The following is a 16,265-nucleotide window of genomic DNA, read 5'->3' on the forward strand; positions in this document are numbered from 1 at the left end:
TTTCAGAGTATAGCAGTTTTTAGTCGATAAAAAAATATGCGAAAAACATCCTCAAAACTGACCGCACTTTCCCGCCAGACCGACAAAAAAACGATTGCGCAAACGTTTACTTTTAAATAATTTGCTATAAAATAGCACGTCTTTTTTTGATTATTAGCCTAGGGGACTTTATGTCAAGTTTAGAAAAAACCTTTGAACTCAGCAAACGCGGTTCAACGGTTCGTCAAGAAATCATTGCGGGTTTAACCACCTTCTTAGCCATGGTGTATTCCGTGATTGTTGTGCCTAAAATGCTTGGTGATGCAGGCTTTCCGGCTGAATCAGTGTTTATCGCAACCTGTTTAGTGGCGGGGCTTGGTTCGATTTTAATCGGCTTTTGGGCAAATGCGCCAATGGCGATCGGTTGTGCCATTTCATTAACTGCCTTCACCGCATTTAGCTTAGTCATTGGTCAACATGTTTCTATTCCTGTGGCATTAGGTGCTGTATTCCTTATGGGTTTGGTATTCACCTTAATCTCTGCGACAGGTATTCGCTCTTGGATCTTACGTAACCTGCCATCAAGCATCGCGCATGGTGCAGGGATCGGGATCGGCTTATTCTTACTTTTAATCGCCGCAAACGGTGTAGGCTTAGTGGTCGGCAACCAAGCGGGTTTACCAGTTAAATTAGGTGATTTCACTTCGTTCCCTGTGATGATGTCCTTAATCGGTCTTGCATTCATTATTGGCTTAGAAAAAATGAAAGTAAAAGGCGGGATTTTATGGGTCATCATCGCGATTACTATCGTCGGTTTAATCTTCGATCCAAATGTAACATTCAATGGCCAAATCTTCAAAATGCCAACCTTTGGTGAAAACTCACTTTTCTTACAATTAGATTTGCAAGGTGCATTACAACCAGCCATTTTACCAATTGTCTTTGCTTTAGTGATGACTGCCGTATTTGATGCAACTGGTACTATTCGTGCCGTTGCAGGTCAAGCGGACTTATTAGACAAAGACGGACAAATCATCAACGGTGGCAAAGCCTTAACCTCTGACTCTGTAAGTAGCTTATTCTCGGGTTTATTCGGTACTGCGCCAGCCGCCGTTTATATCGAATCTGCAGCAGGTACAGCCGCTGGCGGTAAAACCGGTATCACCGCTATCGTCGTCGGCGTATTATTCTTATTAATGTTATTCTTCCAACCACTTGCATTCTTAGTGCCAGGTTATGCAACTGCACCGGCGTTAATGTATGTGGGCCTATTAATGTTAAGTAATGTAAGTAAATTAGACTTCGACGATTTCGTAGGCGCAATGAGCGGCTTAGTTTGTGCGGTATTCATCGTGCTCACCGCAAACATCGTAACGGGTATTATGCTTGGCTTTGCGGCATTAGTGATTGGTCGTATCGTGAGTGGCGATGTGAAAAAACTCAACATCGGCACAATTATCATCGCTGTTGTACTTGTGGCATTCTATGCTGGCGGCTGGGCGATTTAATTAAATACAATCTTGATAAGGCGAACAATAGTTCGCCTTTTTTATTTCTAGCCTCAAAAAACAATCGAAAAACCAACCGCACTTTTACTTTACAAATCCCTAAATCCGCCTAAAATACAGGCCTTTAATACGGCTTGCCAAAAGCAAGCTACTGACCTGAAATCAGACAAGAGAATATTATGACAACCCCATTTAAACCTGAATTACTCTCCCCTGCGGGCTCCCTCAAAAACATGCGCTACGCCTTCGCGTATGGCGCAGATGCCGTTTATGCAGGCCAACCACGTTATAGCTTACGTGTACGTAACAATGAATTTAATCACGCCAATTTAAAAATCGGGATCGATGAAGCCCATGCGCTTGGCAAAAAATTCTATGTGGTCGTAAACATTGCACCGCATAACTCCAAACTCAAAACCTTTATCAAAGATTTACAACCTGTGATCGACATGAGTCCTGATGCCTTAATTATGTCTGACCCAGGCTTAATCATGTTGGTGCGTGAAAACTTCCCGGATATTGATATTCACCTTTCTGTACAAGCGAATGCGGTAAACTGGGCAACGGTAAAATTCTGGAAACAAATGGGATTAACTCGTGTGATTTTATCGCGCGAATTGTCCATTGAAGAAATTGCTGAAATTCGCCAACATGTGCCCGATATCGAACTCGAAATCTTCGTACACGGTGCGTTATGTATGGCATATTCTGGCCGTTGCTTGCTTTCTGGCTATATCAACAAACGCGACCCTAACCAAGGCACTTGCACGAATGCTTGCCGTTGGGAATACAAACTGGAAGAAGGTACGATGGATGAAGTAGGTAACATCGTGCCAAAAATCGATCCTGCTCAACAAATTGAAGTGAAAAATGTGGCGCCAACCTTGGGCGAAGGTGCGGTAACGGATAAAGTCTTCCTTTATACTGAATCACAAAAACCCGATGAGCAAATGACGGCATTTGAAGATGAGCACGGCACCTACTTTATGAACTCAAAAGATCTGCGTGCAGTACAACACGTGGAAAAATTGACCGCACTTGGTGTGCATTCTTTAAAAATCGAAGGCCGTACTAAATCATTCTATTACTGCGCAAGAACCGCACAAGTTTACCGCAAAGCTATTGATGATGCGGCTGCAGGCAAACCATTTGATGAAAGCTTAATGGATACGTTGGAATCCCTTGCCCATCGTGGTTATACCGAAGGGTTCTTACGTCGCCATACGCACGATGAATACCAAAATTACGAATATGGCTACTCTATCTCTGAACGCCAACAATTTGTCGGTGAATTTACCGGTAAACGTAATGAACAAGGCATGGCTGAAGTAGCGGTCAAAAACAAATTCTTACTTGGTGATGAAGTGGAAATGATGACGCCACAAGGCAACATCGTCTTTAAGATTGAAAAAATGCTCAATCGCAAAAACGAAAATGTGGAAGCCGCACTCGGCGATGGTCACTTTGTCTTTTTAGATGTGCCACAAGACATCCAACTTGATTATGCATTGTTGATGCGTAACTTGGTCAACACCAACACGCGCAATCCACACAATTAATTTGTTAAAAAATTGTTGCATTTGTTAATGAATGCACTATAATACATCCCATACCTGATTTGTTAATTCAACAACTCATAGTATGACTCCAAATATTTTGCCCTTTCACCTTTTTGAAAGGGCTTTTTTTCTTGTTCTTTCCTCCGAATAGCTCTAGACTATGCCCCATTTTTAGCTTTCATGATTTACAATTATGCGTGTTTCTGACTTTCATTTTGACTTACCTGATGAGCTCATTGCTCGTTATCCTAAAGAAGATCGCTCTTCTTGCCGTTTGCTACAACTCAATGGTGAAAATGGGGATATATCTCACCGCACTTTTACTGATGTATTAGATTTAATCGATGAAGGGGATTTGTTGATTTTTAACAATACGCGCGTGATCCCTGCTCGTATGTTTGGTCGTAAAGCCAGTGGTGGAAAAATTGAAGTGTTGGTGGAACGTGTTTTAAGTGAACATCATTTCTTAGCGCATATTCGTTCGTCAAAAGCTCCGAAAGAAGGTGCTGAATTATTTTTAGGTGAAGATAAACTCGGTGAAAATAATGGCGTAAAAGCCATTATGATTGGTCGTCAAGATGCACTTTTTGAAGTGGAATTAGCGGATAAAAACCGCAATGTACTTGATGTGTTGCAAGAAATCGGTCATATGCCTTTGCCGCCTTATATTGATCGCCCAGATGAAGAAGCGGATCAAGAATGCTATCAAACCGTGTATAACAAAGTGCCAGGTGCAGTGGCTGCGCCAACGGCTGGCTTGCATTTTGATGATGCGCTTTTACAAAAATTACACGAAAAAGGCGTTAATTTTGAATTTGTGACTTTGCACGTGGGCGCAGGCACATTCCAACCCGTACGTGTTGAAAATATTGAAGATCACATCATGCACGCGGAATATGTGGAACTTTCTCAAGAAGTCTGCAATGCCATTATTGAAACGAAAAAAGCGGGCAAACGTGTGATTGCGGTAGGTACAACATCAGTGCGTTCTATTGAAACCGCTGCCCTATCGGCAGAAGAAAATGGCAATCCAGATTTAATTGAACCTTATTTTTCTGATACGTCCATTTTTATTTACCCGGGCAAATCATTCCGTGTGGTGGATGCGTTGATTACCAACTTCCACTTGCCAGAAAGTACATTGATTATGTTGGTGTCTGCCTTCGCAGGCTTTAGCCACACCATGAATGCCTATAAAAGTGCGGTCGAAAATCGCTATCGTTTTTTCAGTTATGGCGATGCGATGTTCATTACTAAAAACCCCAATGTGAAAGGGTTAGAATAAGTGGTTTGACTTATTTTCAACCAACTCATAAAATACCTACCAAGAAGCCTGTACTAACAGGCTTTTTTATTGAATAACAACCTTCGAACTGTTTATTCGTTGAGGAAAAAAATGAAATATGAATTAGATAAAACCAGCGGCAGTGCACGTCGTGGTCGCTTGGTGTTTGAACGTCCACAAGGCACGTTCACCGTAGAAACCCCTGCTTTTATGCCAGTGGGTACTTATGGCACCGTAAAAGGCATGACACCAGAAGAAGTGCGTGCGACAGGTGCAGAAATTTTGCTTGGTAACACGTTCCATCTATGGCTTCGTCCTGGACAGGAAGTGATGCGTAAACACGGTGATTTACATGACTTTATGCAATGGCATCGTCCGATTTTGACTGACAGTGGCGGTTTCCAAGTATTTAGTTTAGGTAAATTACGCAAAATCACCGAAGAAGGCGTAAAATTCCAAAACCCAATTAACGGTGAGCGCATTTTCCTTTCGCCTGAAAAATCCATGGAAATTCAATATGATTTGGGTTCTGACATCGTGATGATTTTCGATGAATGCACGCCTTATCCTGCGACTTTCGATTATGCAAAAAAATCCATGGAAATGTCTCTTCGTTGGGCAAAACGCAGCCGCGATCGCTTTGATGAATTAGGCAATAAAAATGCACTATTCGGTATTATTCAAGGTGGCGTATTTGAAGAATTACGCAAAGTATCACTAGAAGGCTTAGTCAATATTGGCTTTGACGGTTATGCGGTGGGTGGTTTAGCGGTAGGCGAACCAAAAGAAGACATGCATCGTATTTTAGAATACATCTGCCCACAAATCCCTGCAGACAAACCGCGTTATTTAATGGGCGTGGGTAAACCTGAAGATTTAGTGGAAGGTGTGCGCCGTGGTATTGATATGTTCGACTGTGTAATGCCAACCCGTAACGCTCGTAACGGTCATTTATTCGTGACAGACGGCATTGTCAAAATCCGTAATGCAAAATACCGCGATGATACAAGTCCATTAGATCCAGAATGTGATTGCTACACCTGTAAAAACTACACCAAAGCTTATTTATATCATTTAGATAAATGCGGTGAAATTTTAGGTGCGCGCTTAAATACCATTCACAATTTACGCTATTATCAACGTTTAATGGCGGAAATTCGTCAAGCTATCGAAGACGATCGTTTTGATGATTTTGTGGTGGAATTCTATGCTCGTATGGGCAAACCTGTTCCACCATTACAGTTAGATCCTACTCAATCTTCTGAAACACAATTATCAGAATAACACATGCAAAGTGCGGTCAAAAATGACCGCACTTTTTAACAAAGGAAACCTTATGCAAATCCTTGAACCTCAACAATTTGCCACTTGGAATGAGCCGATTGATATGCTTTATGCCTGTCATAGCAAAGTGAGACGCTTTTGTAAGCAACTCACCATTCTTCCTGGCTACTTAGAAAAAAATGGCGTGAATCAAGCCGTATTAAATGATGTGAAAACCATTTTGCAGTATTTTAATCATGCGGCGCCCCTTCATCATGATGATGAAGAAAAAGACTTCTTCCCCGCTTTAATTGAAAAAGCGCCTCAAGCGAAAGAATCGGTGGATGAATTAGAACGACAACACGTTACCTTGCATGAAAATTGGGCAAAACTTTCTGAGCAACTAGAAGAATTGATTGCAGAGAAACGGACTGATGTAGATGAAAGGCTGATTACGCTATTTGTAGCAAGTTATGATAGACATCTTGCCCTTGAAGAGCCGCTATTTGAGCTTGGTAAGCAATATTTATCCGCAGAACAACTCACAGCTATGGGCAAAATTATGTTTGCTCGTCGCCAAGCTTAAACCATGAAATATCAATTAAATTTGACCGCACTTTCCTGCCCGATTCCGCTTTTAACGGCGAAGAAAGCTTTGGCAAATTTAGCGCCAAATGATGAATTAGTTTTGCAATTAAATCGTCAAAGTGCGGTAGAAAATTTTGTTGTTTTTTGTGAAGAAAATCAATGTGAATTAGTGGATCAACATTGGCTTTCCGAGCAAATCTTCGAAGTTTGCTTGAAAAAAATCAATTAATCCTAAAATTCTCGTTGTTATTGCCTTCATCGGCTTTTACTGAATGCCGTTTTATGGTATTTTACGCACACTTTTAACTTTTCATTTATAAGGAAAACACAATGGAAGCACAAAGCCCAATGTCCACGTTATTTATTTTCGTGATCTTCGGTTTAATTTTTTATTTTATGATTTACCGTCCACAAGCGAAACGTAATAAAGAACACAAAAAATTAATGTCTGAATTAGCGAAAGGCACTGAAGTATTAACCGCTGGTGGTTTGATTGGTAAAATCACCAAAGTAACCGAAGGTGCTGAAATTGTTATCGCTTTAAACGATACCACTGAAATCACGATTAACCGTAACTATATCGTTTCAGTATTACCGAAAGGTTCTGTAAAATCTCTCTAATCTAAATTCCTAAAGGGAAAACTATGTTAAATCGTTACCCATTATGGAAGAATCTAATGGTGATCCTTGTGGTCGCCATTGGTGCTTTATACTCTCTTCCAAATATCTATGGTGAAGATCCAGCGGTGCAAATTTCCGGTACTCGCGGACAACAAGCAGACACCACCGCATTAACTGAAGTACAAAATGTACTGAAAGAAAATAACCTTCCAACGAAATCTATCGTTCTTGAAAATGGCTCTATTCTAGCCCGTTTCACCAACACAGATGACCAACTTCTTGCCAAAGATAAAATTGCAGAAAAACTAGGCAACAACTACACCACGGCATTAAACCTTGCACCCGCAACACCGGCTTGGTTAAGCAGCATTGGGGCTAACCCGATGAAATGGGGTTTGGACTTACGTGGTGGTGTACGCTTCTTAATGGAAGTGGACATGAATTCTGCGCTTGCTAAACGTCAAGAACAGTTACAAGACACATTACGCAACGAATTACGTAAAGAAAAAATTCAGTTTACGGCGATTAAAAATGGCGACAAATTTGGTACAACGGTCACATTAGAAAACGCAGACCAAATGTCAAAAGCAGCGCGTATTATTCGTCAGTTACACCCAACATTAGACGTGTCTGACATTGGTGACAACACCTTAAACCTTGCCCTTTCAGAAGCGGCATTAACAGAATCACGTAACTTAGCCATCGAGCAAAACTTAACGATTTTACGTAAACGTGTCGCTGAATTAGGCGTAGCTGAAGCGGTTATCCAACGTCAAGGTGCAGAACGTATCGTTATCGAATTACCGGGTGTTCAAGATACTGCGCGCGCAAAAGAAATCTTAGGGGCAACCGCAACACTTGAATTCCGCATTGTGAATTCATTAGTGAACCCTGAATCGGCTGCACGTGGTATGTTACCTTCTGACACAGAGATCAAATATGACCGTCAAGGTAGACCTGTTGCACTTTACAAACGTGCGGTATTGGGTGGTGAACACATCATCAACTCAAGCTCGGGTTTAGACCAAAACACCAGTACGCCACAAGTAAGTGTAACCTTGGATAGTGAAGGCGGCGAAATCATGTCGCAAACCACTAAGAAATACTACAAAAAACCAATGGCAACCTTGTATGTAGAATACAAAGACAACGGTAAAAAAGACGAAAATGGCAAAACCATTTTAGAGAAAAATGAAGAAGTCATTAACGTCGCAACCATTCAAGGGCGCTTTAGTTCTAACTTCCAAATTACGGGTGTAAGCAGTTCTGCAGAAGCACAAAACCTTTCTATGTTATTAAAATCAGGTGCATTAATTGCTCCAGTGCAAATTGTAGAAGAGCGTACAATCGGTCCTTCTCTTGGTGCACAAAACGTAGAACAAGGTATTGATGCAAGCTTCTGGGGCTTAATTGCAGTCATTGTCTTCATGCTAGTTTACTATAAAGTCTTTGGTATTATCGCAAGCTTTGCCTTGGTGATTAATATCGTTTTATTAGTCGGTTTGATGTCTATCCTACCTGGTGCAACACTCACCATGCCGGGGATTGCGGGTATCGTATTAACCCTGGGGATGTCGGTGGATGCCAACGTACTTATTTTTGAACGTATCAAAGAAGAGATTCGTAATGGTCGTCCAATCCAGCAAGCCATTAACGAAGGTTATAACGGTGCATTCACCTCTATCTTCGATGCGAACTTAACCACAATTTTAACGGCAATCATTCTTTATGCTGTGGGTACCGGCCCTATTCAAGGCTTCGCGGTAACCCTTGCATTAGGTGTGGCAATTTCAATGTTTACAGCGATTACTGGAACACGTGCTATCGTGAACTTCCTATACGGTGGTAAACGTCTTGAAAAATTATCAATTTAGGTAGGATAAGATGAGATTATTTGCAAAAGATAAAAACGGACATTTTATCCGTGAAGTGAATGGGATTAAATTGCCATTCCCTCTCACTGAATTTATGAAAGTGAGATTTGTAGGGTATGCATTTTCCGCAATTTTAATGGCGATTTCCCTCTTCTTCATTGTGACAAAAGGCTTCAACTGGGGCTTGGATTTTACCGGTGGTGTGGTATTTGATACTCACTTCTCACAACCGGCTGATTTAGAAAAAATCCGTGGCACATTAAATCAAAATGGGATTGCAAGCCCGATTGTACAAACAACGGGTTCTGTACAAGACGTGATGATTCGCTTACCGGCTGACAATAACGATTCTGCTATTGGTGATCACGTTAAAAGCATGCTCCAAACAATTGACCCTAATATTCATATTAACAGTATCGAATTCGTCGGTCCAAACGTTGGTGAAGAACTGGCTCAAGGTGCGGTTTATGCGACCCTTGCAACCCTAGCAATGATGTTAATTTACGTGGGCTCACGTTTTGAATGGCGTTTAGGTTTTGGTGGTATTGCCTCACTTGCGCATGACGTGGTGATTACACTCGGTGTATTCTCTGCATTACAAGTCGAAATGGATTTAACCTTCGTGGCGGCGATTCTTTCCGTTGTAGGTTATTCTATCAACGATAGTATCGTGGTATTCGACCGTGTTCGTGAAAACTTCCGTAAAATTCGCCGTGTAGAAACCATCGATATTATTGATATTTCCTTAACGCAAACCTTATCGAGAACCATCATGACATCTCTCACAACGCTTCTTGTTGTGATTGCCTTGTTCTTCTTTGGTGGTCCATCAATTCATAACTTCTCATTAGCGTTATTAATTGGTATCGGTTTTGGTACTTATTCATCAATCTTTATCGCGATTGCGATTGCTTATGATATCGGCCTACGCCGTGAACATATGATTCCACCAAAAGTGGATAAAGAAGTAGATGATTTACCTTAATCTATTAAACATCAGATAAAAAGAAAGCCACCATAACGGTGGCTTTTTTATTGCTAAAATTATGACATTTTATGACCGCACTTTAGTCGTTTACATCACCTAATAAAGCCGCATATTTCTTCGTTGATTCAGAGCTTTCTAAGGTAATTTTAAACGCCATTGTTAGCGGCACTGAAAGTAACATACCGACTGTACCGAGCAACCATCCCCAGAAAAGCAACGAAAAGAATACGACCAAGGTAGAAAGTCCTAAGGTTTTCCCCATCATTTTCGGTTCAATAATATTACCAATCACAATATTGGATGCAATAATACCAGCTGTCACGCCCATACCTACACCAAATCCATTCAGTAATAACGCTTGAACAATAATAGGCACTGCGGCAATAATCGAACCAATATTCGGAATGTAATTTAATAGGAAACTTAACGTCGCCCATAAAATGGCATATTGGACATCCATGACATCCAACAAAATCCACGTCGAGACGCCGGTAAGCAGACTAATCACCGTTTTCACACCAAGATAACTAATCACACCGTCTAAAATACGATCGATGTGATGTTCTTCCGCGACAACATCATGTTCATTATCACTTAAAACTAAAGCAAGTTTATGCTTCATGGTTGGTGCTTCAAGCAGCATAAAAATCACCGCTAAGATCAACACAAAAACATTCGTCACCACACCAGAAAAGTTTAATAACAAACGGCTCACAAAGTTCATGATCACACTTGGATCAAAATGCTCCATAATGGCTTCGCGAGAAATTACAATCGGCAATTTCAGTTTTTGAGCTAACGCCATGATGTCATTTATACGCTCCGAAAGCAGCACTTTATATTGCGGAATCGAGCGTGTAAATTCTTGCACACTGCTATTAATTAATCCCGCCAGGAAAAAGAATACGATTAAAATTAAGATAAATAACAAGGCAATAGCAATACCATGCGGCACTTTGCGTTGTGTCATCGCTTTAATCACTGGCGAACAAATAATGGCGATAAATAATGCCAATAAAAAAGGCACGACAATCTCTGCTGCCAGTTTAATTCCCGCAAACACTATCACTAAAGCCGCCATAGCGACTACAGTGCGGTTAAAATTTAAGTTTTTTTCCACTAAATGGCTTCCTCATTTTCTTCGCCTGTACGAACACGAATCACGCGTTCTACATCATAAACAAAGATCTTTCCATCACCGATTTTGCCCGTTTGGCAAGTTTCAACAATGGTTTCAAGGCATTGCTCAAGCAAATCATCTGGCACGACAATTTCCATTTTCACTTTAGGCAGAAAATCCACCATATATTCTGCACCGCGATAAAGCTCAGTATGCCCTTTTTGACGGCCAAAACCACGGACTTCAGTCACGGTCATTCCGCTAATGCCGATATCAGATAAATTTTCACGCACATCATCTAATTTAAATGGCTTAATAATGGCTTCGATTTTTTTCATCTTATTTCTCCAAATTTTCGCGTCGTGCGGCTTTCGGGCGGAAGCTTGTAATCACTTCAGGTTTGGTATCAATATAAATACCATCAATTAATTGCAAACAGTAAGGCACTGCACTAAAAATCCCTTTCACTAAGACTTTGCCTTGCTCATCTTTCACGCCTTCTAAGGTTTCTTTGATGGCTTTTGGCTGACCCGGTAAATTCAAGATTAGGCTATTTTTACGAATAACGCCAACTTGACGAGATAAAATCGCTGTCGGCACAAAATGCAAACTCACTTGACGCATTTGCTCACCAAATCCTGGCATTTCACGATCGGCTACTGCTAACGTGGCATCAGGTGTCACATCACGTTTTGCCGGTCCTGTACCGCCCGTTGTGAGCACTAAATGACAATGGTGCTCATCCACCAATTCTTTCAGCGTTTGTTCGATTAATGGTTGCTCATCTGGAATTAATCGCGTTTCCACTTCAAAAGGATCCACCAATGCTTGCTCTAACCATTGTTGTAACTCTGGAATCCCTTGATCTTGATACACACCACTTGATGCACGATCTGATACTGAAACTAAACCTATTTTTAAAAGTGCGGTCATTTTTATCCTCATTTTTATACGCAATAAATAGCGTCATTCTACCCTATTTTATCTTTTACCAAAGCATAAAAAAGCCATTTAGCTTTCACTAAATGGCTTTTCATTTTATAGCTTATTGTCTGGCTTGAACTTTGCCGTCAGTATAATCAACGGTTACCACTTTACCTGGTAATAATTGACCAGATAGAACTTGTTGTGCCAAGCTGTTTTCGATCTCTTGTTGGATTGCACGTTTTAATGGACGCGCCCCATAAATTGGGTCGTAACCCACTTCACCAATGAAATCTAATAACGCTTCGGTAAACACTAATTCGTAACCACGGGTTTCCATACGTTTTGCTAAACGTTCTAATTGGATGCTTGCAATCGCACGGATATTTTCTTTGCCAAGTGGGTGGAATACCACAGTTTCGTCAATACGGTTGATGAATTCCGGACGGAAATGTTGGCTCACCACTGACATCACTAAGGCTTTCATTTCTCCATAGCTTTCGTCTTTGCTACCTTGGATCAAATCAGAACCCAAGTTAGAGGTCATAATCACGACTGTGTTACGGAAGTCCACAGTACGGCCTTGACCATCAGTTAAACGGCCATCATCCAACACTTGTAATAAGATGTTGAATACATCCGCATGGGCTTTTTCCACTTCATCGAGCAAAATTACAGAATATGGACGACGACGTACCGCTTCAGTTAAGTAACCACCTTCTTCATAGCCTACGTAGCCTGGAGGCGCACCCACTAAACGAGATACGCTGTGTTTTTCCATAAACTCTGACATATCAATACGCACCATCGCATCTTCGCTGTCAAAGAGGAATTTCGCCAATGTTTTGCAAAGCTCAGTTTTACCTACACCAGTTGGACCTAAGAATAAGAAAGAACCAATTGGGCGGTTAGGATCTGAAAGCCCTGCACGGCTACGACGAATTGCGTTCGCGACGGCATCAACTGCTTCTTCTTGACCGATCACACGTTTGTGCAATTCTTCTTCCATGCGTAAGAGTTTTTCTTTCTCACCTTCCATCATTTTAGAAACAGGAATACCTGTTGCTTTAGAAAGCACTTCCGCAATTTCTTCATCTGTCACACGATAGCGTAATAGGCTCATTTCTTTGCCTTCACCGGTTTCAGCGGCAGCAAGTTGTTTTTCCAATTCTGGAATACGACCGTATTGAAGCTCAGACATTTTGCTTAAATCGCCAGCACGACGCGCTTGTTCCATTTCAGTTTTCGCCGCATCTAACGCTTGTTTGATGTGTTGAGAACCTGAAAGTGCTGCTTTTTCTGACTTCCATACTTCTTCAAGCTCAGCATATTCACGTTCTTTGTCAGAAAGTTCTTTTTCTAACATTTCTAAACGTTTACGGCTTGCTTCGTCTTCTTCTTTTTGTAACGCCTGTTGTTCCAATTTTAATTGGATGATACGGCGTTCAAGACGATCGAGAGGCTCAGGTTTAGAGTCAATTTCCATACGGATACTAGAAGCCGCCTCATCGATTAAGTCGATGGCTTTATCCGGCAATTGACGATCGGAAATATAACGATGCGAAAGTGTTGCCGCTGCTACGATTGCTGGGTCAGTAATATCTACATGGTGATGGATCTCATAACGCTCTTTCAAACCACGTAAGATCGCAATGGTATCTTCTACACTTGGCTCGTCCACAAAGACTTTTTGGAAACGACGTTCAAGCGCCGCATCTTTCTCGATATATTGACGATATTCGTCTAACGTTGTTGCACCCACACAGTGTAATTCACCACGTGCTAAACTTGGTTTTAATAAGTTACCTGCATCCATCGCACCGTCAGTTTTACCTGCACCAACCATGGTATGGATTTCATCAATAAAGAGGATCACGCGACCTTCTTCTTTTGCAAGTTCATTTAATACCGCTTTTAAACGTTCTTCAAATTCACCACGATATTTAGCACCTGCAATCAAGGCACCCATATCTAAAGAAAGGACACGTTTGTTTTTCAAGCCCTCCGGTACTTCACCATTGACAATACGTTGTGCCAAACCTTCTACAATAGCGGTTTTACCTACACCAGGCTCACCGATTAATACTGGGTTGTTTTTGGTACGACGTTGCAATACTTGAATGGCTCGACGAATTTCTTCATCACGACCAATAACCGGGTCGAGTTTGCCACTTTCAGCACGAGCTGTTAAATCAATCGTATATTTTTCAAGAGCTTGTCTGCTTTCTTCTGCATTTTGATCGTTCACGCTTTGTCCTCCGCGAATATGTTGAATCGCTTGTAAAATTTGTTCTTTTTTCGCACCACATTTTTTCAAAATGTCATTTAATGCACCGCGCTCTTCAAGAGCCGCTAATAAGAACAATTCACTGGAAATAAATTTATCTTGTTTTTGTTGTGCTAATTTGTCACATAAATTCAATAAGTTGAGTAATTGACGAGAAATTTGCACGTCTCCGCCATTACCTGACACTTGTGGCAATTTATTCAATTCTGCGTTTAATTCATTACGTAATAACGCGACATTCACGCCACTTGCTGTCAAAATCGGTGCAATTGAACCGTCTTGTTGATTTAAAAGTGCGGCCAATAAATGCACTGGTTCGATAAACTGATTATCTTTACCAAGCGCTAATGACTGTGCTTCACTGAGTGCTTGTTGGAATTTAGTGGTAAATTTTTCAATATTCATATCTTATCTTCTCCTGCATAAAATACTTGGGGTCATCCCCTTTATGAGTAATTAAATAAGACCCTTTTTTGGTATTTCAAGAGAAAAAATCGACAATTTTTAATTTTTTCTATCAAATTTTACTTCTTGATAGGTTTAAGCAACTAAGATTTGATGAAGTGGCACGTCCCACGCTTCTGTTGGAAGCTGTTCGACTTGCTGACATTGATGGGCTAATCCCACAGGGATAAAAGAAGTATTTTGCCAATTTTGTAAGGTACGATCATAAAAACCACCGCCCATGCCTAGACGATTCCCTTGTTTATCAAACGCGACGAGTGGTGTAAAAAGAATATCTAATTCATCCAAAGGCAATACGTTTTGCACATTGAGTTTGGGCTCCCAAATGCCAAATTTATTTTTCAGCATCGGTGTATCTGGCAAATAACGTAAAAACAAAAGATGGTTAGGATTGAAAGGATGCAAGACAGGCAAATAAACCTGTTTACCTTGCGCCCAAAGGATTTTGATAAGCTTATCCGTGGAGATTTCTCCATCAAAGGAAACATACAAGGCAATATGCTGCGCATTTCGTTCTTCAATTAATGCAAGAGCTTGTTGAGTAATGGAATCTTCCGCCTGTTGCTGCTGAAGTGCGGTCAAATTTGCTCGTGTTTTACGAATTTGCTGACGAAGCTGATTGCGAAGCGTTTGCTGTGTTGATTTCATTCGATTGGAAAGAATGGATTTAAGAGAAAGGTCCCAGAGTGCCGCTACGAGTAGTAGTCCTTGAACCCGACGGTCCAAGGAAACCGGTAAGGCCATTTTTAGGTTTCTTTAGTCCAATGACAAAGTCAAAGGTCAAGCCTACACACCAATGGCGGGAAACCGATTTATAAAGTTCTAAGTATCGGCTCAGGGACATAACCCATCCACGAACACCCCAGGAAATCTTTTAAATTTATACTAGCTCAATTTGATTGGTTTGACTAGCCTTTATTTGAATAATTTTGCTTATTCAAGCACGTCCCACAAGGGACGGGATTATTTTTTAACCGGTTGAATTAAATCAGACTCTTCCGGTTTTTTCACGTCCGCAAATTGTTTATCTTTATTCGCATCGATGACTTGTTGAGTTTGACTCGCTAATTGTTGTAAACCCATTTTGTCATAGGCTTCTTTCATTAAGAATAAACCTTCGTAAGTCGCTTTGGCATCTGGATATTGTTGTAACATACCCACTACACGGTTTGCTACAGCTACCCATGCATCACGTTTTGCATAGAATTTTGCAATTTCTAATTCATGACGAGCTAATGAATCTTTGATGTATGCCATACGTGCTACTGCATCTTGTGAATATGGGCTATTTGGGAACGCACGCACTAAGCTTTGGAAGTTTGAAAACGCCGTTTTCATTGAAGTTGTTTCACGCGTTGCACGATCGATACCAAAGAAGTCTTGAATCATGTTATCAGCCGTTGCCAAGTTAGTTAAACCCGCCATATACACTGCATAGTCACGGTTTGGACTTTGTGGGAATTGGTGTAAGTAGTTATCTACGGTTACCAACGTTGCGGTGTAATCTTGTGTTTTATAGTTTGCATAAATTAAATCAAGCATTGCTTGCTCTTGGTAAGTACTACCAGGGAAACGCTCTGTTGCTGCTTTTAAATAACGAATCGAGTCAGAATAGCTTCCTTCTTGCAATGCAGCTGCCCCTTTTGCATAAAGATCATCAACAGAAGCTTGCTCTACTTCTTTATTACCACTGCTACAAGCTGCAATCGCGAATGAGGTCAATGCAATAAGTGCAAGAGATTTTATTTTACGCATTCTTTTTTCCTTAATTTTTACGAAAATCAATAAATAAGTTACAATTAAC

15 protein-coding genes and 1 other RNA gene are annotated in these 16,265 nt (G+C 40.9%); 9 read left to right on the top strand and 7 right to left on the bottom strand.

What is annotated here, in order from left to right:
* Window positions 1-170 precede the first annotated feature (170 nt).
* From INP93_RS00400 to secF, 9 genes are all read left to right on the top strand, one after another.
* On the top strand, window positions 171-1,487 hold the full coding sequence (locus INP93_RS00400; RefSeq protein ID WP_005695475.1) for an NCS2 family permease: 1,317 nt from the start codon (window positions 171-173) through the stop codon (window positions 1,485-1,487).
* Between the two features lie 179 nt (window positions 1,488-1,666).
* On the top strand, window positions 1,667-3,046 hold the full coding sequence (trhP, locus tag INP93_RS00405) for a prephenate-dependent tRNA uridine(34) hydroxylase TrhP (RefSeq protein WP_197544830.1): 1,380 nt from the start codon (window positions 1,667-1,669) through the stop codon (window positions 3,044-3,046).
* Window positions 3,047-3,239: 193 nt separating this feature from the next.
* The gene (gene queA, locus INP93_RS00410; protein ID WP_197544831.1) at window positions 3,240-4,331 is read left to right on the top strand and encodes a tRNA preQ1(34) S-adenosylmethionine ribosyltransferase-isomerase QueA; all 1,092 of its coding nucleotides are present in this window, start codon (window positions 3,240-3,242) and stop codon (window positions 4,329-4,331) included.
* 111 nt (window positions 4,332-4,442) lie between these two features.
* A complete protein-coding gene (gene tgt, locus INP93_RS00415) occupies window positions 4,443-5,615 on the top strand; it encodes a tRNA guanosine(34) transglycosylase Tgt (protein ID WP_193475881.1) in 1,173 nt (390 codons plus the stop codon).
* Between the two features lie 52 nt (window positions 5,616-5,667).
* A complete protein-coding gene (locus INP93_RS00420; protein WP_014064086.1) occupies window positions 5,668-6,180 on the top strand; it encodes a hemerythrin domain-containing protein in 513 nt (170 codons plus the stop codon).
* Window positions 6,181-6,183: 3 nt separating this feature from the next.
* Window positions 6,184-6,411: a sulfurtransferase TusA family protein gene (locus INP93_RS00425; protein WP_014064087.1), complete on the top strand. Its 228-nt coding sequence runs from the start codon at window positions 6,184-6,186 to the stop codon at window positions 6,409-6,411.
* 101 nt (window positions 6,412-6,512) lie between these two features.
* Window positions 6,513-6,803: a preprotein translocase subunit YajC gene (yajC, locus tag INP93_RS00430; protein ID WP_005695468.1), complete on the top strand. Its 291-nt coding sequence runs from the start codon at window positions 6,513-6,515 to the stop codon at window positions 6,801-6,803.
* 23 nt (window positions 6,804-6,826) lie between these two features.
* On the top strand, window positions 6,827-8,677 hold the full coding sequence (gene secD / locus INP93_RS00435; RefSeq protein WP_197544832.1) for a protein translocase subunit SecD: 1,851 nt from the start codon (window positions 6,827-6,829) through the stop codon (window positions 8,675-8,677).
* Between the two features lie 10 nt (window positions 8,678-8,687).
* Window positions 8,688-9,662: a protein translocase subunit SecF gene (gene secF, locus INP93_RS00440; RefSeq protein WP_005697896.1), complete on the top strand. Its 975-nt coding sequence runs from the start codon at window positions 8,688-8,690 to the stop codon at window positions 9,660-9,662.
* An 82-nt stretch (window positions 9,663-9,744) separates the two neighbouring features.
* On the opposite strand, the gene INP93_RS00445 is transcribed toward secF, so the two are convergent.
* The 7 genes from INP93_RS00445 to INP93_RS00475 form a co-directional block, all read right to left on the bottom strand.
* Window positions 9,745-10,785 carry an AI-2E family transporter gene (locus INP93_RS00445; RefSeq protein ID WP_197544833.1) on the bottom strand — a complete coding sequence of 347 codons (1,041 nt, stop codon included), beginning with the start codon at window positions 10,783-10,785 and terminating at the stop codon, window positions 9,745-9,747.
* A complete protein-coding gene (gene glnB / locus INP93_RS00450) occupies window positions 10,785-11,123 on the bottom strand; it encodes a nitrogen regulatory protein P-II (RefSeq protein WP_005697836.1) in 339 nt (112 codons plus the stop codon). Before glnB ends, INP93_RS00445 begins: the two co-directional genes overlap by 1 nt.
* Window position 11,124: 1 nt before the next feature.
* Entirely contained in the window at window positions 11,125-11,718 is a 594-nt protein-coding gene (gene mog, locus INP93_RS00455; RefSeq protein ID WP_049362318.1) for a molybdopterin adenylyltransferase, read from the bottom strand.
* A 112-nt stretch (window positions 11,719-11,830) separates the two neighbouring features.
* A complete protein-coding gene (clpB, locus tag INP93_RS00460) occupies window positions 11,831-14,401 on the bottom strand; it encodes an ATP-dependent chaperone ClpB (RefSeq protein ID WP_197544834.1) in 2,571 nt (856 codons plus the stop codon).
* A 135-nt stretch (window positions 14,402-14,536) separates the two neighbouring features.
* Complete coding sequence (locus INP93_RS00465; protein WP_197544835.1) at window positions 14,537-15,109, bottom strand: 5-formyltetrahydrofolate cyclo-ligase; 573 nt, start codon at window positions 15,107-15,109, stop codon at window positions 14,537-14,539.
* A 26-nt stretch (window positions 15,110-15,135) separates the two neighbouring features.
* A non-coding RNA gene (gene ssrS / locus INP93_RS00470) (6S RNA) lies at window positions 15,136-15,333 on the bottom strand.
* A gap of 91 nt (window positions 15,334-15,424) precedes the next feature.
* A complete protein-coding gene (locus INP93_RS00475) occupies window positions 15,425-16,216 on the bottom strand; it encodes an outer membrane protein assembly factor BamD (protein ID WP_197544836.1) in 792 nt (263 codons plus the stop codon).
* Window positions 16,217-16,265: the final 49 nt, after the last annotated feature.

The sequence above is a fragment of the Haemophilus parainfluenzae genome, assembly GCF_014931415.1.
Lineage (GTDB): Bacteria > Pseudomonadota > Gammaproteobacteria > Enterobacterales > Pasteurellaceae > Haemophilus_D > Haemophilus_D parainfluenzae_AF.

What these genes read in the sequence shown, in the direction of transcription:
- INP93_RS00400 (WP_005695475.1), top strand. Translation starts at nt 171, where the DNA reads ATGTCAAGTTTAGAAAAAACCTTTGAACTCAGCAAACGCGGTTCAACG.
- trhP (WP_197544830.1), top strand. Translation starts at nt 1,667, where the DNA reads ATGACAACCCCATTTAAACCTGAATTACTCTCCCCTGCGGGCTCCCTC.
- queA (WP_197544831.1), top strand. Translation starts at nt 3,240, where the DNA reads ATGCGTGTTTCTGACTTTCATTTTGACTTACCTGATGAGCTCATTGCT.
- tgt (WP_193475881.1), top strand. Translation starts at nt 4,443, where the DNA reads ATGAAATATGAATTAGATAAAACCAGCGGCAGTGCACGTCGTGGTCGC.
- INP93_RS00420 (WP_014064086.1), top strand. Translation starts at nt 5,668, where the DNA reads ATGCAAATCCTTGAACCTCAACAATTTGCCACTTGGAATGAGCCGATT.
- INP93_RS00425 (WP_014064087.1), top strand. Translation starts at nt 6,184, where the DNA reads ATGAAATATCAATTAAATTTGACCGCACTTTCCTGCCCGATTCCGCTT.
- yajC (WP_005695468.1), top strand. Translation starts at nt 6,513, where the DNA reads ATGGAAGCACAAAGCCCAATGTCCACGTTATTTATTTTCGTGATCTTC.
- secD (WP_197544832.1), top strand. Translation starts at nt 6,827, where the DNA reads ATGTTAAATCGTTACCCATTATGGAAGAATCTAATGGTGATCCTTGTG.
- secF (WP_005697896.1), top strand. Translation starts at nt 8,688, where the DNA reads ATGAGATTATTTGCAAAAGATAAAAACGGACATTTTATCCGTGAAGTG.
- glnB (WP_005697836.1), bottom strand. Translation starts at nt 11,123, where the DNA reads ATGAAAAAAATCGAAGCCATTATTAAGCCATTTAAATTAGATGATGTG.
- mog (WP_049362318.1), bottom strand. Translation starts at nt 11,718, where the DNA reads ATGACCGCACTTTTAAAAATAGGTTTAGTTTCAGTATCAGATCGTGCA.
- clpB (WP_197544834.1), bottom strand. Translation starts at nt 14,401, where the DNA reads ATGAATATTGAAAAATTTACCACTAAATTCCAACAAGCACTCAGTGAA.
- INP93_RS00465 (WP_197544835.1), bottom strand. Translation starts at nt 15,109, where the DNA reads ATGAAATCAACACAGCAAACGCTTCGCAATCAGCTTCGTCAGCAAATT.
- INP93_RS00475 (WP_197544836.1), bottom strand. Translation starts at nt 16,216, where the DNA reads ATGCGTAAAATAAAATCTCTTGCACTTATTGCATTGACCTCATTCGCG.